Consider the following 17,971-nt stretch of genomic DNA (forward strand, 5'->3'; position numbering starts at 1 on the left):
AAGGGGAGGAATGCCGCAACCGCCCCGGGCCGTGTGCCCCGTAGCAGATGACGTTAGGGGGCAGGATGGGGCCGGAAGAGGCCGCAGTACAGGTCGTCCACGAGTGTGCGGAGCCGTCGGCGCTGGAGGAAGTCACTCCGATCGCCAAGGCACAGTTGGGTGATTTCGAGGTGAACTTCCACGCGTCTTGGTGGAAGTTCGAGATCCACCTCAACGCGGCGGCGGCCGAGGCGGCAGCGGAGGCCACTGAGCTGATCGCGTCGGTAGTAGCGGCGGTACCCGCACTGCCTCCCGGGTTCGGGACTGTCATCAGCCTGTACGCCAGAGCGAAGGCTGCCTGGATCAAGTCGGTCTCCAACGGGGCCGGCTGCAAGCTCGTCTCACCGTGGATCGCGCCGGGCATGCGCACAGTCCTCGGCATGACGAGCCAGCAGATCCAGGACATGATCGGCACCCTCGATCCGGCTCGGGCGGTCCGGGTCCAGCAGACCTACCCGCTCGCGTTCTTCGACCTACACCTGCGACACCGCCGGGGACATCTGCTCGACGGCCCGAGCGCGGCCTTCCCAGAGGTGAAGTTCATCCCGTGAGAAGCGTGGGACCCCGCAATGCGCGGTCCGAACAAGACCTCTAGGAATGCCGCCGCCCTCCGGGCACGGCCCTTCGTAAGACCGGATATCCGCGCAGCCCTTCCAGCGCGCGATCGGCGCTCCTATCGCTCGCCGTCGTCCTCCCCGCCAGTCGAGGGTTGGCGTAGCGGCCTGCGGCCGGCCTGCTGCGGGCGGAAAAACACGGCCGAGGAAGTTGATGTGGTCGAACTGCAGCGGTGACAGGCGAGCCAGCAGGTCCTCGGTGACGGGGAAGCCATCACCGAGGACCTGCTTGGCCGCCCGGTCCAGGTAGAGGCTGTTCCACAGCACGACGGCGTTGAGCGCGAGGCCGAGAGCGCCGAGCTGGTCTTATCCGAACTAGCCCAGCTCGGCGGCAGGTCCCGCCTGTGAGCCGTCGTTCACCACGGAATGTAGTCGTGAAGAAGTTGAGTGGACGGGTTCCGTCGGGCGTGTCGTGCATGTCGTCCGCACGCGCTTCGCAGTCTTACTGGGAGAACGCGTAGGTCCGGACGGGGTCGAGGTGCAGTTCGAAGGGCCCGAAACAGTCGGCCGCGAGGGTCGCGACCGGAGCGCCGCAAGGGCAGGCCCGGTTGAGACCCTCGTCGCCTGTCGGTCCGCAGCACCCACTGCTGTTCTCCCAGTTGGGCAGTGGCTGAAGGCTGGCGGCGTCATCAGGGTGCACCAGCACTGTGTGTCGGCTGCCGGCCGAGATGACGAAGCCTTCTTCACGGCAGACCACAGGTCCGCGCGACTGAGCTGGCTTCGGGTCCTCCTGATCGTCCTGCACGACGTAGGGAGGTCCCCAGGGCTCGGGATCGATCGCGTAGTGGCCCCGCGGAACGGTGGAAGGCGCCCGGCGTGTCTCCTTGTCCCGGTCGCGCTCGTCGTCGGAGATCTCAGGGACGGCGGCAAGCTCGGCCAGCTCCGGCGTGATCGCGGTGCCGCACTTTGAACAGAGGAAGACGGTCATCCCCTCGTTGTAGTGCTCAGGACTACCCCTTCGCATCCTCGTTTCGCTGCTCGGAGTCGATGCGCGCGACGACGCCACGGAGGTCGGGCATGCCCAGGTGGACGGTGGTGTGCCGGGCCGCGAGGTCGCGCATGGCGGCGAGCTTCTGCTCGGCGGCGGCGAGGCTGGCCTCGATCGCGGCGACCTCGCCGAGCCATCCCGATTCCTTGGCCTCCTGGAGCCGGTCGAGCAGGTTCGCGTGGATCTCCTCCAGGCGGGGCATCTGCTCGGGATCGGGCCGCAGGACAGGGCAGCGGATGCAGGCGTGTTCATGGACGCAGGGGGTGCCGAAGTCGCGTGCGCAGACGCCGAGGGCGACCTTCCGCAGCTCGAAGTGGGCGAGGAAGTCCTGCCACTCCTGTGCGGTGGGCTCGCGGTACTCCTCCCCGGGTCGCAGCGCCCGGCGGCGGGCGATGAAGGACCGGTGGTGGTTGATGACGTCCTCGGGATAGATCGCGGCATAGCCGAGGGTCGTGTCGACCGTTCGGTGGCCGCAGATGCGGGCGGCGATGTGCGGGGGCGGACCGGAGCGGAGGGCGTCGGTCACGTCGTGGGGCGTGTATCGCAGCTGCTCGTTGCCGGGCCCGGTCAGCCCGCTCGCGGCGAGGGCGTCGTTGAGGCAGGTGTAGATGTAGTTGCGCGGGATGGCCCGGTCCTCCGGGCCGCAGCGGCGCTGGAAGAGGAACGGCATCGGTGCACTCCAGAGCCGTTCCGAACTGTCGTAGGCGGAGACCAGGGGCATGGCGCCTGCTGCCCGCGCCGGACGCGATGAATGATCGCAGTGAGCACCTCGCCGAGCTCTGGTGAGACCAGCAGCAGCCGCTCCTGGTCGAGCTTGGACGGGGTGTCCTGGAGCACGGGCACGATCTCGCTGGTGGTGGGCAGTTGGTAGGCGACGAAGCTGTGGTGGGCAGGTCCAGGGCATCGTCCATCGACGCGGTCTCCAGGTGTCGCACCGTGGCCAGCATCGTCGCGGTCTTGCGGCTCTCCTCCAGGTCCCGCATGGTCGGCGCCTTCGAGCCCAGGCTGTACCGGGTCAGCGCCGCCATCCACGCGGGCGGCACCCCGCCGGTGTCCACCAGGCCGGCGCCGAACGCCCGGACCTCACGGGCCCGGTCCAAGGCCTCGCGCATCGCGCTTCCGGACACCCGCACCGGCCCGGTCCGCAGCCGCTCCAGCTCCGAGACCCGCCTGCCCGGCGGCACCTTCAGCAGGTCGCGCATCGCCTGCCGCAGCGCCTCCGGCACCGCCTGGTCCAGCGTCCGGTACAGCTCGGCCATCTCCTGGGCTCGCGTCTCGGCCACCAGCCGGGTCAGCGTCGTGATCCCCGGCAGCAGCACCCGGTTCTCCACCAGCCACACCACCGCCTGGTCGAACAGCGCCCGCGGCCCCTCCGCCGACGCCCACACCCGCGCCGCCAGGAACGTCCGCACCTCCGGCTCGGCCTGGCCGAACTCCCGGTAGCCGAAGGTGTCCCGGATCTCCCAGGCATGCTCGTAGCGGCTCTGCTTCCCCAATTACCTTCTTCGTGGCCCCGCAATGGGGCTCCCGGCCTCTGGAGCTGGCACGAAGAAGGTGATGGGGACGCTGGTTGGGGCCGTAGTGTCCTTGTGGGCCACGTTGATCACTCAGCGGCACCAGACGAGGACCATGCGAGAGCAGAGGATCGAGACCCAGGGCAGAGCTGCCGGGGAGAAACTACTCGCCGAGCTGTACGCCTTACGGAGGATTCTCCTTGAGGCTGACGAGCACCGGACTCTCCTGACCAAGCCCCGTGGTGGAAAGTCGCAAGCCAGCACATGGATGCGGCCGAGCTGGCATTGGGGTTGATCCTCCGAGGCCAGCGGACGGTGTGCCGCTTTGCGGGGCGTACTGCGGATTGGCATCCGGCGGCATCTCGGCATGACGGACGCCGATCACAGAGCCCCCCGTAGCAAGTTCCCGGCCCGGTCGGCGGTCCGCCGCTCGGATGGCCATCGGGGCTCGCACCAATGAGTTCAGCGGCCCGCGCATCTTTCGGCAGGGCTGGTCCGACCGCTAAACAATGGCCGGACGCGATCTCCCGGGGAGCAGCAGCCGTGCCTAGCGTAACCGTTGACCTTGCAGCTTCCAGGGGGTGGCGGTGTGGCGGGGCGTCGTGAGGTGCCGGTGGATCCGGGGGCGGGTCCGGTCCAGAGGTTCGCGTACGAGCTGCGCAAGCTGCGCGCGGAGGCGGGCGGGATCACCTACCGGGCGCTGGCCCAGCGGGCGGACTACTCGGTCACCACGCTGTCGCAGGCGGCCGCCGGCGAGCAGTTGCCGACACTGCCGGTGGCCCTGGCCTACGCAGCGGCGTGCGGGGGCGATGCGGCCGAGTGGGAGGCGCGCTGGAAGCAGGCGGTGGAGGAGGCCGCCGCAGGCCGAGGAGTTGAGGCCAGCGGTGAGGGTGCGGATCCGCCGTACCGGGGGCTGGCCAGGTTCGAGACCGGTGACAGCGGCCGGTTCTTCGGACGCGACAAGCTCACCGCCGACCTGCTGGAACTGCTGCGCCGCCGCCGGCTCGCGGCGGTGTTCGGCCCGTCCGGCAGCGGCAAGTCCTCCCTGCTGCGCGCTGGCATCGTCCCCTCCCTCCAGAGCTGCCGGGAGGTGGGCCTGCGCCCGGCCGCGATCCGGATCCTGACCCCTGGAGAGCGCCCGGCCCGCACCCATGCTCCTCTTCTCGACGTCCGCGGATCCGGCCCGGTAAGCGGCGCGGACACGTTCGTGATCGTCGACCAGTTCGAGGAGGTCTTCACTCTATGCCGGGATGCGGCCGAGCGCGCCCGCTTCCTCGACCTGCTGCTCGCCGCTCAGCAGCCCGAGAGCCACCTCAGGGTACTGCTGGCCGTGCGCGCCGACTTCTACGGCCGCTGCGCCGAGCACCGCGCCCTCGCCGACGCGCTGCGCGACGCCAACCTGCTGGCCGGCCCCATGACTCCCGAGGAGCTGCGTGAGGCCGTCGTCAAACCGGCCGCAGTCGCCGGACTGACCGTGGAGCGCGCCCTGACCGCCCGTCTCGTCGACGAGGTCGCCGACGCGCCAGGCGGGCTGCCGCTGCTCTCGCACGTGCTGCTGGAGACCTGGCGGCGCCGCCGTGGCAAGACGCTGACCCTGGCCGGTTACGAGGCGGCCGGAGGACTGCAAGGGGCGATCGCCCAGACCGCCGAAGACCTCTACGGCCGTTTCACCGACGCCCAGGCGGCAGCGGCCCGGCGGGTGCTGCTACGCCTGGTCGCGCCCGGCGACGGCACCCCCGACACCCGTCGCCCCGCCGACCGGGAGGAACTCGAAGCCACCGACCGTCAGGAAACCGCAACCGTCGAGGCCCTGGAGACCCTCGCCCGCGCACGCCTGCTCACCCTCGACGACACCGGTGTCGAGATCGCCCACGAAGCCCTCATCACCGCCTGGCCCAGGCTGCACCAGTGGATCGAGGAAGACCGCGAACGCCTGCGCGTACACCGCAAGCTGACCGAGGCCGCCCGTGCCTGGCAGGAACTGGGCCGCGACCCCGGAGCCCTGTACCGCGGCAGCCGCCTCGCCACCGCCCGAGACCATTTCGACGGCGCACACCCCGCAGAGCTCACCATCCTGGAACAGGCCTTCCTCACCGCGAGTCTCGCCGCACGCGACCAGGAACAGCGGGCCGCGGCCCACACCACCCGCCGCCTGCGCACACTCGTGTGTGCGCTGTCTGTTCTCCTCGCGCTCGCGGTCACCGCCGGCCTGATCGCCTGGCAGCAGAGCAACTCTCACGAGCGAGAACGGCTACGGTCCGAGGCCCGCCGGATCGCCGAGGTGGCCAGCGGCATGCGCTTCGAGGATCCCCGGACAGCGATGCTGCTCAGCCTGGCTTCCTGGAAGATCGCTGACCTTCCGGAAACCCGTTCCGCTCTGCTGGCCGCTGCATGGCAGAAGGAACAGGACGCCTTTGCAGTGCCTGATGACGATCCGACCGCCGGCCGCTTCCTCGACCTCGACGGCCGGACCGTGATCAGTGTCGGCAGGCACCGGGTGACGCAGTGGGACCTCGTCACTCACCGGCAGGTGGCCTCCTACAAGGGGCTCGGCACGTATGCGGAGGACTACCCCGAGGTCAGCGTCGAGTCAGGTGTGGCTGTGCTCAACGGCGGCGATGGCGTTCGGCTGTGGGACTTGCCGGCCGGGAGGATGACGAGCCAGCCAGCGCTCCGCAACAAGACGGGCCAGATGAACCCGAGCGGGCGGACCGTCATCGTCTACGGCATGGACCGCAGCATGCAACTGCGGGAAGTCGGCAGCGGCCGCCTGCTCGCCGAGCGGCGTGCCGGCACTCTCACCGACGGACCCCTCGTGGGGAAGGTGAGTGCTGACGACCGCCTGCTGGCTGTGTGCCGGAGCGCGTCAGCACGCCTGGAGATCTATGACCTGCACGCCCGACGGGACTTGACTGCCGCGAAACTGTCCGGTGCGCGGCTGCACTGCCACAGACTGCGATTCGTCTTCAGCCGGGACAACCGCTCTCTGCTCACTATCAGCGGTACGAACGTGCGGGTCTGGGACATCGGCTCCGGCCGACTGCTTCACAGCGTCGAGCACTCAGGGATCGCCGAGGCGGCCCTCAGCCCGGACGGAAGGTTCCTGGCCGCCACCGACGACAACGCGATCCTCATGTGGAGGCTCGGCGGCCCGTCCCGCCCCGTCTTCCGTTATCCCCTCATCAGCGAGACAGCGGCGTCGTTGCGCTGGGCTCCCGGCGGGCGGGTGATCCGCTTTCTCTCGGGCGTGACCGGCTCAACGGTCAGGTCTGTCGACCTCGGACGTGCAGTGGATTCCGCCTGGGTCGACCGGCCGGTCAGCCATGCGTACTTCAGTGCCGAAGCGGGTGTCCTGGCCACCGCACAGCCGTCCGGCAGCGCCGTCCGTGTCCGGCTCCACCGCCTCCGCAAGGGTGAGAGCCCGGCCGGCGCGAACGTACCCTGCCCTGAGGCCGGCGCGCGACAGCAGGTGGACAGGCATTGCGCCGCTCTCCTCGCACTGACACCCGGTGGCCGGTCGTATGCTGTCGGCGTCACCGGCACAGGACCGCAGGCGACCGTCACCGTCCATGGCCCCCGACACAGCACCACGCTGACGCTCTCCAACGCCGGGAGGAACACGAAGCCCGTCACGGACATCGAACTCAGCCCAGACGGAAAGACCCTCTATGTACCGCGGGCCAGAGACGATCACATGGTCACCGACGCCCAGTTGGTGCCGGACGATCAGTGGACCGAGATCTGGGACGTCGGCCTGCGCAGAAGGACCCAGGTTCTCCACGGCGTCGGCGGGGACGTGCTCGCCCTTCGCCCGGACGGCAGGCTCCTGGCCACCTCGTCGGGGCAGCTGGTCGACCTTCCGTCCGGCCGCATCACCCGCCGCACGCTCGGGCAGGACACGATCCGTACTCTGTCCTTCAGCAGCAACGGACGGTACCTCGCGGTCGGCGACGCATCCGGCCGCGTCACCGTATGGGACGGACACGCAAGACGGCGCCTCGCGGTCTTCGCCGGTACGCCCAGCGACGCCGGCAGCCCTCCGGAGCCCGTCTCAGCCCTCTCCTTCTCCCCTGATGCCCGTACGCTGGCCGTGGCCGGCACCCGCGGCGCGACTCGGCTGTGGGACATGACTTCCCGGAACCGGCACGGCTCCGCCCTACCCGGCGCGGGCGACACGATCCTGGCCATGGCCTTCAGCCCGGACAGGCAGACTCTGTACGTGGCGGGAAACCGCGTAGTCCTGCAAAAGTTCACGATCGCCCCGGAGAAGGCCGCAGCTGCCGTATGTCAGCGCGCCGGGGAGCTGTCCCGAGTCGACTGGAAGACCTACATACCCGCAGTGCCGTATCGCCCGGCTTGCTGAGACAGATGGAGCCGCGGCATGCGTCTGTGGACGGTCAGGGCCCACGGCACGTTCGCGCAGGTTTCCATTCCGCGACGCCCTTCCGGAGGCGGACCGGAGCGGCAATCTCGTGGCCGCCTATAGCCAGCTGCTGAACAGCGCTGACGAGGCGGTCAGGGTGAAGGCCGCACGGGACTGGTGTGTCATGCACTTGCAGCCTGCCGACTGACAGATCACCAGGCAGAGGCTGGGACTGTGGGCGCGGTTCTACCGCCCGGCCCAGGGCAGCCGCCGAAGGTGCGTGCAGCTGTGCATCCCGTCCTGGCACGCCCTGGACGGTCGCGCGTGCGGTCATGCTGCGCGGCTTGAGCCGGCGGAGCTAGCCCGGGTGCTGGGCGTGTACACGCAGCGGGTGATGACGCCGGTCGGCTCCCCCGCCATGACGGGCTTGGGCGAAGGTGGGCAAGCAGTGGCGCCACCTCGACGGTGATCTGCTGCCCAGCCCGTTCACGCCGAGCGGGCAGCGTCGGATGGGCCCGGTCTGGTACGCCACCCCGACAGTCGCCTACGCCGTCGAGCTCGGCTACGACGTCACCCCGCTCGAGGGCTGGGTGCGTCGTGAGAGCGGCCGGTTCCTGGACGGCTGGTACAAGCGGCTGCGTGATGCCTACGTCGCGACCATGTCGGATCTCGGGATGGGCGAGAAGCTGTCCCCGGCCGAATTCCTGGAGGCGATGGCGGTTACAAGAGCCGTGATCCGGAGCTGAGGATCGTCGTGGACGCGGTCAAGATGACCGTCAAGGGCGACATCGGCAAGCTGCGGGAGTAGGCGCGCGGCGGCGGCTGGAAGCCTGGACAGGCCTGGCCCGCTCTCGTCCGTCCGACTTGGCGGCCCGACATCCGCGCCGCCGTGATCTCCCGGGCACGGATCGCCATGCACCGCAAGATGCTGCATCTGGCTGCGGCCACCGTACCCGGTCGCGGTCCTCTCGGACTGCGCCGTCTACGCCGCCGACGGACCCAGCCCACTTGACGTCCTGCCCTACGACGGGACGGCAAGACGGTGCCCGGCGGCTTCCGGCTCGGCGTCAGCCCCGGGATGGTCAGGCACGAGGGCACCCAAAGCGTGCTGTGGGGCGCCAAAGTGCTCGAGCAGCTCGCCGGCGACGGCCACGTCACCAACCTCGCCCGGTACATCAAGACCGGCGAGGTCACCGCCAAGGGCACCGGAGAGTAGGGAAAGTACGACATGGTCACGGTGGGGGAAGGACTCTACAAGGCGGTGCAGGGCACGTTCACCCGTCCGGTCCCGAAGTCCGCCGGGCGCAGATGTGTTACCTGGTCCGCCAGCACCAGCGCAGTACCCGGCGTGTGGCCGAGCTGCGCGGCATCAGCCAGCGCACCATCGAGCGGTATGTGAAGAACCGGATCAAAAGGCCCCGGCCGGAGCGTCGCCCTCCGCGTCGGCCAGGGCGTCTTAGACGCGTTCCCACCAGAGGTCTGCTTCCCTCAGCTCTCCGTTGGTGAGGTGCTGCAGGTGCAGGCAGTAGGCGGCCGCGCCGTGGCCGGCGCCCGCGGCGCCCCCCCCAGAACCGTGCGCTTTCGGGATGGTTGGCGAGGTAGAGGGAACAGGCGAAGACGTGGATCCCGTCGATGTCGAGATCGTCGGTCCATCCCTCGAAGACGGTGCGGGTGGTGCCGATGAAACGGTTCGCCGGACCGGTCACCGCAGCGGCGCCGCGCTGAGCGGAGCGCCCACGACGGGCCCGGCCACATCGCGGTAGCAGCTGCTCCCCCTCGACCACTCCCCGGGCGGTGCGGTCTCCTCATGCCGCCGCATCCGTGACGGCGGGAGTACGGCGAGCGGCCCAGCTCCGGCCGGCTCGGCCCTGTTCTCCCAAAGCTACGGTGAAGTGACAGGTAGCTCCCTGTAATCAGAGTGACGCTCGGTCAGTGAGAGCGAGGCGGGGGTCCGGGGACTTCGTCAGCCTGGAGGGCGGCGAAGTCGGCGGGGGCCGGCCCGACGGCTTCGGGGTATGCCTCGCGCTTGGCGTGTTCGGCGAGCGCCCGGTAGATGCTGGCCACCGAACGGTTCTGTCCCTTGCGCTTGCCGGTGGGGATGAACAGGTCGGGCTGGATCTGTTCGACGGACTCGCCGAGTGTCCGGCACCGCAGCACGGTGTGGAGCATGTCGTCGGTGATGACCGGGGGCCGGCGGTCGTGCTTGCCCTTGCGGCCCGCGGTGTCGGGCCCCTTCAACGCGAACTGCCGGATGTTCTCCCGCTCGGTCTCCGCCATCGCCGCGAAGAACGCGAACAGCAGCTTCCGCGGCCCGGTGGGGTCGTAGATGCCGGGCAGGGGCCCGGCGAGCATCTCCAGGACCAGGCCGTGGGCCGTGAGGTGGTCCGCCAGGGCGGTGAGTTCGCCGGCGTCGCGGCCGAGCCGCTTCATCTCGTACACGGTGAAGATGACCCGGCAGTGCGGGGAGTGCGCCTTGGCCTCCCGCGCCGTCCGCAGCGCTTCCTCGCACTTGGGCCGTACGCGGACCCAGGTGCTGATCTTCTCCCGGACCGGACGGCCAACCTACGCCCCCGCCATCCCCCGGGGAGATCGCGTCCGGCCATTGTTTGGCCGCCTGACCAGGCCTGCCAAACAATGCCGCAGCCGCTGAACCTGGTCAGGCAAGCGCTCAGACAGGGCTTTCCGGACGCCGAGCGCCTCCACCTGGGCGCTGCGGATCACCCCTGGCCGGGCAGCGGTCGGGGAGATCACCGACATTGACCATTCCGCGCAGAGGAGAAGAATGCGTACTCGACTCGCTTTCACCGGGGCCGCCGTCGCCGCCGCCCTGCTCATCGGCGGCACCGCCGCCACCGCCGCGCAGGCAGTCCCTGCATCTCCCCAGACCAGCACGGCATCGACGCTCGTGGCGGGGCCCCTCTCGTACACCGACGTCGGTACCTACAGGACCTATTCGGCGTGCCACGCGGACGGGAAGGCCTCCATCTACTCGGACTGGTACTGCAAGCCGAGCACCACCACCACCAATTGGCACCTCATGGTGAACCTGAACTCGTAGGCGCTGACGGCCCGGGCGTCTGGCCGGGCCGGGCAGTCCGGCCCGGCTACCTGGCCAGGCCTGCCGGACATTGCCGCGGCCGTTGAAATCTGCGCGGTCGGCGCCCGGACGATCCTTTCCGGGCGCCGACCGCGTGCCGCAGGCCAGAGCCAGGGCGAAACAGGCCGCGGTCACCACCGGCGGCATCGTGATCGATGTCCAGGTTCGCTTCGGCTACACCGCCGCGCCCGGCAGCACCGACGACGCCCGGGTGCACCACCTCCCCCTCGCGCTGCCGCGCCGCCACGCCGCCCGTCTCTTCCACGCCCAAGGGCCGGTCTCACCGAGGACCAGCTCCGCCAGATCGCCGCCGAGGCCCTCGGCGATGTCTACTTCCGCGACAACGGCCAACGCGCCCACGGCCTCGAAGGTGAACTCACCGACCTGATCGACCCCACGTTCGAGCTGTAGCCCGGTCAGTCAGGAAGCAGGGAGAGCCCTAGAGAGGGGGAGCTGTGGCAGTAGTGCGTGCGGATGATCGGGGGCGGCATGTTCAGCGGTGCGCAGGCCCTTGCCGCGAATGTCTGGGACACCTTCGTGCGCGGTCTGGCCTTCGCGCACCCGGCGTGGCTCGCCGACAGGGGCTGGTGGCCCGGCTACGCCAGGATCAAGCTTTGGTGAAATGAGTACAGACGGTCGATTTCTTCGAACCCTGACGAGTCATAGAGTGATTTGGCGGCGGTCCGGTCCCGGTCGTCGCCGGAGGGCGCGTCATCGTCCACGACGAGGATCACCTCCGTGGCGCCCATGCCGCTGAGAGCGTCCAGGGCCGTGCCGAGGAGGGCGCGGCCCAGTCCCCGGCCGCGTGCGGCTGGCTCCACACCAATCCACCGCAGCACCCCGATGCCCTGTACCGGGGTTCCGATCGTGGCGTCCGCGAGGGTCTGGCCGTGCTCGGTGACCATGAGACGGCGGGTATCGGGAGTGGCGGGCTCCGTCGTGTAGTAGCGGTCCACGCACGGCAGTTCCGGGGCGGGCAGAGTGCGGTGCATGTACCGCCACAGATCCGTTCCGGCGAACCCGGCAGCCGTGAGAGAGGCGTGGGTGGCGGGACGGTTCCGTGCCGGGAGGGCTTCCAGGCACAGGGTCAGGGCGGTGGCGAAGTGGAAAGCGTCCAGGGGACGCGGGCCCATTTCTGTGACGGCGTGAGCGAGCAGGGCGCGGGCCACTGTCTCGTTCTCCCGGCAGTGCAGCCAGAGGATCACGCCGTGGGCGTCCTTTGGACGCAGTGCGTAGGAGACGACGCCGAGGACGGCCCCAGCGGCGTCCGGGGCCACCTGGGTGGCGGGGCGGTCGAGTTCGGCCCACCAGCCGGCATCTACCCCGGAGCGGCCCATCAGGGCCTCCCCGAAAACACTGAACTGCGCCATTACGGCCAAGCATCGGCGGGAAGTCCCGGTGGTGCTTCAGATGATCGGCCAACGAGGGCCGCCGTCGGCGTCGTTGACCCACATGTACTGGGTGGTGCCGCTGTCCGTGACGGTCATCCCGAAGTCGTACAGGGCGGGTCTGCCCACCTCCGGCCACGTGTCCCAGGCGGCCTCCAGTTCGTCGGCCAGGCGTCGGGGGCCGCCCTGGGTGGCGATCGTGCGGCCGTCGCCGATGGCCGAGAGCACGGCCCAGGACCGCTCGGTGTCGTGGACCCAGGCATTCAGTCCGTCCGCGTCCCGGGCGAGGGCGATCCGAAGATAGGGCGCAGCGACGCGCAGCGCGAACCGCAGATGGACGTCGTCCTGGAGAGGGGCGAGGTCACGGAGAAAGGGACGCTCCCCGTCCGGTTCGCTGCGGGCGCGTACCTGGCTGAAGCCGGGCTCGGTGCTTACGCACGAGCGCGCCAGCAACTGCTCACGCGCGCTCGTCGACTGGTGGACCTCCGGCGATCGGTGCCGTCACCGGCTCGCTCCCGGCGCCCAGGACCGTTTGCTGCGCCAAAGCTTCACACGGCGATCAGCGAAGGGGCGCTCCCGCCTACCGCCGGGCGCTGGAGCACGAGAGGAGACGTTGCCGCCGACCGCGCCCGCGCCGTCCCCCGTGGCAGTGACGGCGCCCTGCTGCTTGAGTTCTTCCAGCCAGTCCACCTCGGCCCGTGTCTGGGCCACGGCCAGGAGCCGGTCGAAGGTGCCGTCGGCGGCCCAGCGGGCGAAGCGCCCCTGCGCGGTCTGCCAGGCCCGCACCGTTCGGGCAGGTGCCGCCAGGGCACACCGGACGGAACTTGAAGACGATACCCACCAGCACCTGGCGGTGATCGCGCCATCTACCCCGGGCACGGCCCGCCGGCGGCAGTAACGGATCGATCACCGACCAAGCGGCATCAGATATCTCCCCATCCCTCACGACCAGTCCAACGATCGGGTGATCGGAAAGACTCCCTAGTAATCAGCTGTTGCTGTCGTCCTCCCGATCGAGGCCAAGACCGGGAAGCACATCCGGCCGCCAGGATGGGAGGAAGACGTCGGCGGAACCGGTGGCGTAGTTGGCCGGGGACGCAGCCTCCCGCGTACTACTGGTGGAGCGGATGGCAGCGTCGTGGGCGCGCCCGGCGTCACGGTGGCTGACGCCAGTGCTGGACGACAAAAACGTTCGCAGCGGGGCCACTTCCTGCTCTATGGCATCGAAGACGGAGGTGACCTTGTCTCCAAGGTTGCTGAGCCCGGCTGGCAACTTGCCGCGTAGCTCCGTCCAGTCCTTGCGGTGGTTGCTCGAGAATGCGGAGAGCGTCTCGATGGGCTGAAGGGAGCCGTCCTTACGGTACGCGGCGGCGAGCAGGCGGTGGCCCTCGGCGGCATCCTGCTGCATGCCCGACAGGGCCTTGCGGATCTCGCCCACGGACTCGTCGTCGAGCTCGCCGCCCCGGCCGCGCTCCATGAGGCGGCCAGCTTCCTGGAGCCGGGTGGAGGCGAGGTCGAGGTAGACCTTGCCGCGGTCGGCGTCGTCGCCGGCGAGGTCGAGGCGCATGTCCTCGATGCCCCGTTTGAGGCCGTAGAGGGTGTCACCGGGCAACGCATCCGTGCTCACGGCGGCGACGCCGCCGAAGGCGCCGGCCGCCACGCCGACGGAGAGTCCGCCGGCGGCGAGCCTGCGCGACCACGCGGAGCGCGGCCTGAGCTTGCCGAGACCCCGGCCTGAGGCCCGGTGTGCCCCACTGCCGCCGTCACGCCCCGGGGCAACCGTCAGGCTACCGTCGGCGACGGCCTCCATGGCGGCGATCAGCTGAGCACGTTGCACGGTCTTGACTTCGGGATCCAGCGTCGGCCGTGGCACGTTCTGCAGGCTGTTCGCCAGGGCCAGGAGCCTTCCCTGTTCTGAATCCGCAGGCCGGTCCGCGACGCGGGAGCCGTGCCGCTCGCCGGCGCCCGTCTGGGTGCCTTCATCCTCGAGGACATCGGCGAAGCCGTCGGCTCGGCGTAGGCGGGGCTGTGTAAGGAGGGTGCCGGTGGTCTCAAGAAGCAGTGCCCCGGTGGACAGCGACCGGATGCGGGCAGGAACTGCTGCGGGTGCGGCAGAGGCCAGTTCCGGGACGGCTACTTCTTCCGCAGCCGCCTGCTGCTTGACCCGCTGGAGCATCGATGCTTGGGCCTCGGGGGTGAGCAGGGGCGAGTGGGCGCGCAGGTAGGCCTGAGCCGCTGCGAGCCGGTCGGCGACCAATGGGTCAAGCTGTTCGTCGGGCTGTGCGTGGTGCGCATGCTCAGTCATGGGTCCCCCTGCGCGTTCCGCCGCTGCGTTGTTCGATCCCGAGTATTTTCCGGAGCCGCCTGTTGGCTTCGGTCAGCTGGGTGGTCACGGTGCTGCGGGTGATGCCGAGCTGGTCGGCGATCTCACGAGGCTTGTAGTTGTCCAACGTCAGCAGGGCGATCTCGCGCATACGCTCGGGAAGTTGCTGCAGGGCGTTGAGCACCTCCTGGAACTGCTCCTTGGACTCAACGAGGTCTGCGGGATCCGGGTAAGTCTGCGGGGGCCGGGAGGCGACGCAGTCCCTGCGGAGACGAGCTTCCCTGTTCATCTCCTCGTGTCGTTCAAAGACTCCGTTTCGGAGTGTGACGTACAAATATGCGCGGGGCTTCTGGATCGTGCCCCAGTGTTCAAACACCGCCTTGAATGCTTTCCCGACGATGTCGCCGACATCGCCGGCCGACGCTCGCATAGACACGTAGAGCACGGCATCTGCGTAGACGTCATTGAAGAATTCATCGAACAGGTCCTTGGAACCGCTGCTGTCCACCTCGGGTGAACTCTCTTCGATCACCGGCCGCTGCCCGGTTCGCCGGCGCCAGCACGACTCCTCGGTGGCCTTGTGGTGCTGGTGCGGCACACCGCGGGCCGAGGCCGACGCGCCCGATCTGCCCGGGTGGTTTGCGTGCGCGGATCAGGGACGGGCTTGTTGGGCGGCAGCTTCACTTCCCAGACCAGGGTGCCGCCACGTGAGCGGTGTTCCTCCCGGATCGTGCCGCCCGTGTGGGCGAGTTCCCGCAAGACAGCGCAGTTCAGCCGCTGGCGTGAGCGGTCGCGGACCCAGTGTCCGATCATCCGTCTGTGCGCCAGAAGACTGAACACCACAGTCACGCCCGGGGCGAGATGGTGCACGTTGACCCGTCCTTCAATGCGTTGGGGGAGGTAACCCTGACGCATATAAGAGGAACGACGACCCCTGATTGACGAGACATTCGCATTCGAAGAAATGATCGGCCCTTCACCTGATCGCCGCACCGGGTTACCAGCGCACGCCGAGGGCACAAAGCCCGTCCGTGTCGCCCGGGTCCGCTCGAGGACCGCCTACGGCCCTTTGGCCAGCTCCGCCTCCAACTGCGTGAACTGCCTCTTGCTCAGTCTCGGCAGGGACGCCGGGTTCCGCGATCGCAGGGCCCGCGGACCACCCTCGTCCCACGCCTGCCGCCACCGCTGCACCGACCGGACGCTGATGCGCAGGTCCTTGGCGATCAACGAACTCGCCTCGCCCCGGTCGAACCGCTCGGCTGCTTGGAGCCGTAACTCCTCGCGGAACTGCTGCCGTTCGGCAGTCAGCCCGCCCCCTTGTGGGTACCGCATGCCCGGTGATACCGCAGGAGACTGCCGCCCGTCAGCCCCTACGACACCACGAGTTCAACCTCAGTAACCGACCTGATCGACCTCGAATTCGAGCTGTAACCGGGCATGGAGCAGGACGTGGCGGGGCGGCGACGCGACCTCGTCCCTGTTCTCCCTGCTGCGGAACGACCTCCCGAGGAGCCCGTACAACCATCGGTGCCAGTGGAGGGTCTGTCCTTCGTTGGCCCTCCGTGATCAAGTAGCGACCGGCCGGACACGGGTATGCGGGCCATCGTTTCAGTGCGCAGACGCCGCCCGGGTGTCCGCGGTTGTGCAGGGGGTTCTCGTGCGTCACTCAGTTCGTTTCGCCGTGGCAGCCGCAGTGGCGGCCTCGTTGACCGGCAGCCTGATGGCCGTTTCAGCCGACTCGGCAGTCGCAGCCGGGTCCAAGCTGGTCGACGACTTCAACGGCGACGGATACCGCGACCTGGCCATCGGCATGCCCGAAAACTACGACCCTGCGATGGGCGAGGCAGAACGCGAGACTGCCTCGGCGCCCCCCTGGCGCGCCTTGAAGCCGAGGTCGCTCTCTCGCGCCTGCTGGATCAATTCCCTGAGCTGCTCCTTGCGGTCCCTGCCGACGAGGTGGAATGGCTGCCCTCGTTCCACCATCGCGGACTGAAAGAACTTCCCGTGACCTGGTGACTGCGAACCAACTCGAGTCCGGGTGCTGACCGGCTCCCCGGCCCCCGCGGCGGTGGGGCACGGGAGACAAGTCGCGGGGAACAGCTCACTTGGCGAACCTCTTTCGGGCTGGAGGCGAACTGCGGCCCGAGGTGATCGATGATGCGCTCCGCCTCCGACTTCGAGACCCGAACAAGGCGGCGAGCTGCCGAAGCGACGAAGTGGGGCGTGGCTGCCGTCACATACAGCCGTTGCCCACCAGGGTGTGCACGAGGCGACGACGCCCGGATTCCAGGACAGGACGAGCCGGGCCGGACTGTCCAGCACTCTGGACGGCTCCGTCGCCCTACCTTCTGGTGGCTGCATCAGCAGCTCTGACCATGCGCGTGAGTGACGGCACCGGGCGACGTCTCTCTCCCCCCCGGGGGGCCGATCCGGGCGGACGCCGTCAACGTTGAGCAGCGGCTGGGCTTCTGCTCAGTCGATCAGGTGCACTCAGGACCGCCCGGCCTCAGAGGCGCGGGCTGAACCGAAGCAGAAGCGTGGCAGCCGCGCAATCCTCCTTGAGCCCCCCGCTACCGTCTTCGTGGCTCCGCAACAGGGCCTCCGGCCTTCGGGTCCGGCATGACTTCTCCCTCCTGTTGTTGATGATCCGGGGGGTGGTGTCACTGGGTCCGGAGGCATCGACGGACCGCTGATGAGGGGCTTGAGCACCGGCTTCACCCGGGCCGGATGAGCTCTCCGTAACGTGGATGTAGCAGCTCGGTGCCCTGGCAAGGCCGGACGAAGGCGTGATGGAGGGGCCTGCACGTGATCGACATCGGCGACATCGACGTCGTCCTCGGACTGGACGTCGGCAAGGGCGAACGCTACGCCACCGCCGTCACCCCAGCCGGGGAGAAGGCATTCGACAAGCGCCTGCCCAACACCGAACCCAAGCTCCGCGAGCTGTTTGCAAAACTCCAGGCCAAGCACGGAACGGTGCTGGTCGTCGCCGACCAGCCGGCCTCGATCGGAGCTCTGCCGCTGGCGGTGGCGAGGGACATGGGCTGCCCGGTCGCCTACCTGCCCGGGCTGACGATGCGGCGGATCGCCGACCTCTACCCCGGCGAGGCCAAGACCGACGCGAGGGACGCGTTCATCATCGCCGACGCCGCTACCGCCATGCCCCACACGCTGCGAGCGATCGACGGCGAGGACGAGACGATCGCCGAGCTGGGGATGATCGTGGGCTTCGACGACGACTTGGCCGGCCAGGCAACCAGGGTCGCCAACCGGCTGCGTGGCCTGCTGACCCAGATCCACCCTTCGCTGGAACGAGTGCTGGGACCGCGGCTGCAGCACCCGGCCGTCCTCACGCTGCTGGAACGGTTCGGATCTCCGGCCCAGATCCGCAAGGCCGGCCGTCGGCGGCTGGTGACCCTGCTGCGGCCGAAGGCGCCGAGGATGGCCGAGCGGCTTGTCGACGAGATCTTCGCCGCGTTGGACGAGCAGACCGTGACCGTTCCGGGGACCGAGGCGGTCGCGCTGATCGTTCCGAGCCTGGCCGCCTCATTGACGGCCGTGCTTGACCAGCGCAGGCTGCTGGCCGGGCCGGCGGGTCGTTGCCGGTCGACGCCGGGAGCCCCCGTCCGGGTTGCCGGGCCGCTA

General features: G+C 69.2%; 11 protein-coding genes and 6 pseudogenes. 6 read left to right on the plus strand and 11 right to left on the minus strand.

Annotated features, from left to right (window positions below):
- Positions 1–65: 65 nt before the first annotated feature.
- Positions 66–590 carry a hypothetical protein gene (locus tag IE177_RS35035; protein ID WP_229816144.1) on the plus strand — a complete coding sequence of 175 codons (525 nt, stop codon included), beginning with the start codon at positions 66–68 and terminating at the stop codon, positions 588–590.
- Here the strand turns inward: IE177_RS35035 and IE177_RS35775 are convergent.
- The 4 genes and pseudogenes from IE177_RS35775 to IE177_RS35780 all read right to left on the minus strand — a co-directional run.
- Positions 513–944, minus strand: a pseudogene (locus IE177_RS35775) (Tn3 family transposase); the annotation flags it as partial. The gene IE177_RS35035 and the pseudogene IE177_RS35775 sit on opposite strands and share 78 nt — an antisense overlap.
- 151 nt (positions 945–1,095) lie before the next feature.
- Positions 1,096–1,581 carry a hypothetical protein gene (locus tag IE177_RS19390; RefSeq protein WP_190016609.1) on the minus strand — a complete coding sequence of 162 codons (486 nt, stop codon included), beginning with the start codon at positions 1,579–1,581 and terminating at the stop codon, positions 1,096–1,098.
- Between the two features lie 22 nt (positions 1,582–1,603).
- Positions 1,604–2,311, minus strand: coding sequence for a site-specific integrase (locus IE177_RS19395; RefSeq protein ID WP_229816145.1), 708 nt, complete (start codon positions 2,309–2,311; stop codon positions 1,604–1,606).
- Positions 2,312–2,975: 664 nt separating this feature from the next.
- A pseudogene (locus IE177_RS35780) lies at positions 2,976–3,137 on the minus strand (DUF4158 domain-containing protein); the annotation flags it as partial.
- 607 nt (positions 3,138–3,744) lie between these two features.
- Here IE177_RS35780 and IE177_RS19405 point away from each other — a divergent pair.
- From IE177_RS19405 to IE177_RS35050, 3 genes and pseudogenes are all read left to right on the plus strand, one after another.
- The gene (locus IE177_RS19405) at positions 3,745–7,518 is read left to right on the plus strand and encodes an nSTAND1 domain-containing NTPase (RefSeq protein WP_190016610.1); all 3,774 of its coding nucleotides are present in this window, start codon (positions 3,745–3,747) and stop codon (positions 7,516–7,518) included.
- A 208-nt stretch (positions 7,519–7,726) separates the two neighbouring features.
- Positions 7,727–8,734 (plus strand): annotated as a pseudogene (locus IE177_RS19410) (DUF8841 domain-containing protein); the annotation flags it as partial.
- 12 nt (positions 8,735–8,746) lie between these two features.
- Positions 8,747–8,946 (plus strand): annotated as a pseudogene (locus tag IE177_RS35050) (telomere-protecting terminal protein Tpg); the annotation flags it as partial.
- A 501-nt stretch (positions 8,947–9,447) separates the two neighbouring features.
- On the opposite strand, the gene IE177_RS19415 reads toward IE177_RS35050, so the two are convergent.
- A complete protein-coding gene (locus IE177_RS19415) occupies positions 9,448–10,056 on the minus strand; it encodes a recombinase family protein (RefSeq protein ID WP_308431582.1) in 609 nt (202 codons plus the stop codon).
- A 244-nt stretch (positions 10,057–10,300) separates the two neighbouring features.
- Here IE177_RS19415 and IE177_RS19420 point away from each other — a divergent pair, with 244 nt between their 5' ends.
- Complete coding sequence (locus IE177_RS19420; RefSeq protein ID WP_190016611.1) at positions 10,301–10,576, plus strand: hypothetical protein; 276 nt, start codon at positions 10,301–10,303, stop codon at positions 10,574–10,576.
- Between the two features lie 635 nt (positions 10,577–11,211).
- Here the strand turns inward: IE177_RS19420 and IE177_RS19425 are convergent.
- From IE177_RS19425 to IE177_RS19450, 6 genes and pseudogenes are all read right to left on the minus strand, one after another.
- Positions 11,212–11,985 (minus strand): GNAT family N-acetyltransferase, encoded by a 774-nt coding sequence (locus IE177_RS19425; RefSeq protein ID WP_190016612.1) that lies wholly within the window; start codon positions 11,983–11,985, stop codon positions 11,212–11,214.
- Between the two features lie 36 nt (positions 11,986–12,021).
- A complete protein-coding gene (locus tag IE177_RS19430) occupies positions 12,022–12,456 on the minus strand; it encodes a hypothetical protein (protein ID WP_190016613.1) in 435 nt (144 codons plus the stop codon).
- A gap of 48 nt (positions 12,457–12,504) precedes the next feature.
- On the minus strand, positions 12,505–12,789 hold the full coding sequence (locus tag IE177_RS35785) for a hypothetical protein (RefSeq protein WP_190016614.1): 285 nt from the start codon (positions 12,787–12,789) through the stop codon (positions 12,505–12,507).
- Positions 12,790–12,991: 202 nt separating this feature from the next.
- The gene (locus IE177_RS19440; protein ID WP_308431578.1) at positions 12,992–14,308 is read right to left on the minus strand and encodes a DUF5667 domain-containing protein; all 1,317 of its coding nucleotides are present in this window, start codon (positions 14,306–14,308) and stop codon (positions 12,992–12,994) included.
- On the minus strand, positions 14,301–14,924 hold the full coding sequence (locus tag IE177_RS19445; protein ID WP_190016615.1) for an RNA polymerase sigma factor: 624 nt from the start codon (positions 14,922–14,924) through the stop codon (positions 14,301–14,303). The genes IE177_RS19440 and IE177_RS19445 overlap by 8 nt, the downstream gene beginning before the upstream one ends.
- Before the next feature lie 464 nt (positions 14,925–15,388).
- Positions 15,389–15,658 (minus strand): annotated as a pseudogene (locus tag IE177_RS19450) (helix-turn-helix domain-containing protein); the annotation flags it as partial.
- Between the two features lie 1,473 nt (positions 15,659–17,131).
- Between IE177_RS19450 and IE177_RS19460 the strand changes: the two are divergent.
- Positions 17,132–17,971: pseudogene (locus tag IE177_RS19460) on the plus strand (IS110 family transposase); the annotation flags it as partial.

This window comes from Streptomyces lucensis JCM 4490 (genome assembly GCF_014650035.1).
Taxonomy (GTDB): Bacteria; Actinomycetota; Actinomycetes; order Streptomycetales; family Streptomycetaceae; genus Streptomyces; species Streptomyces lucensis.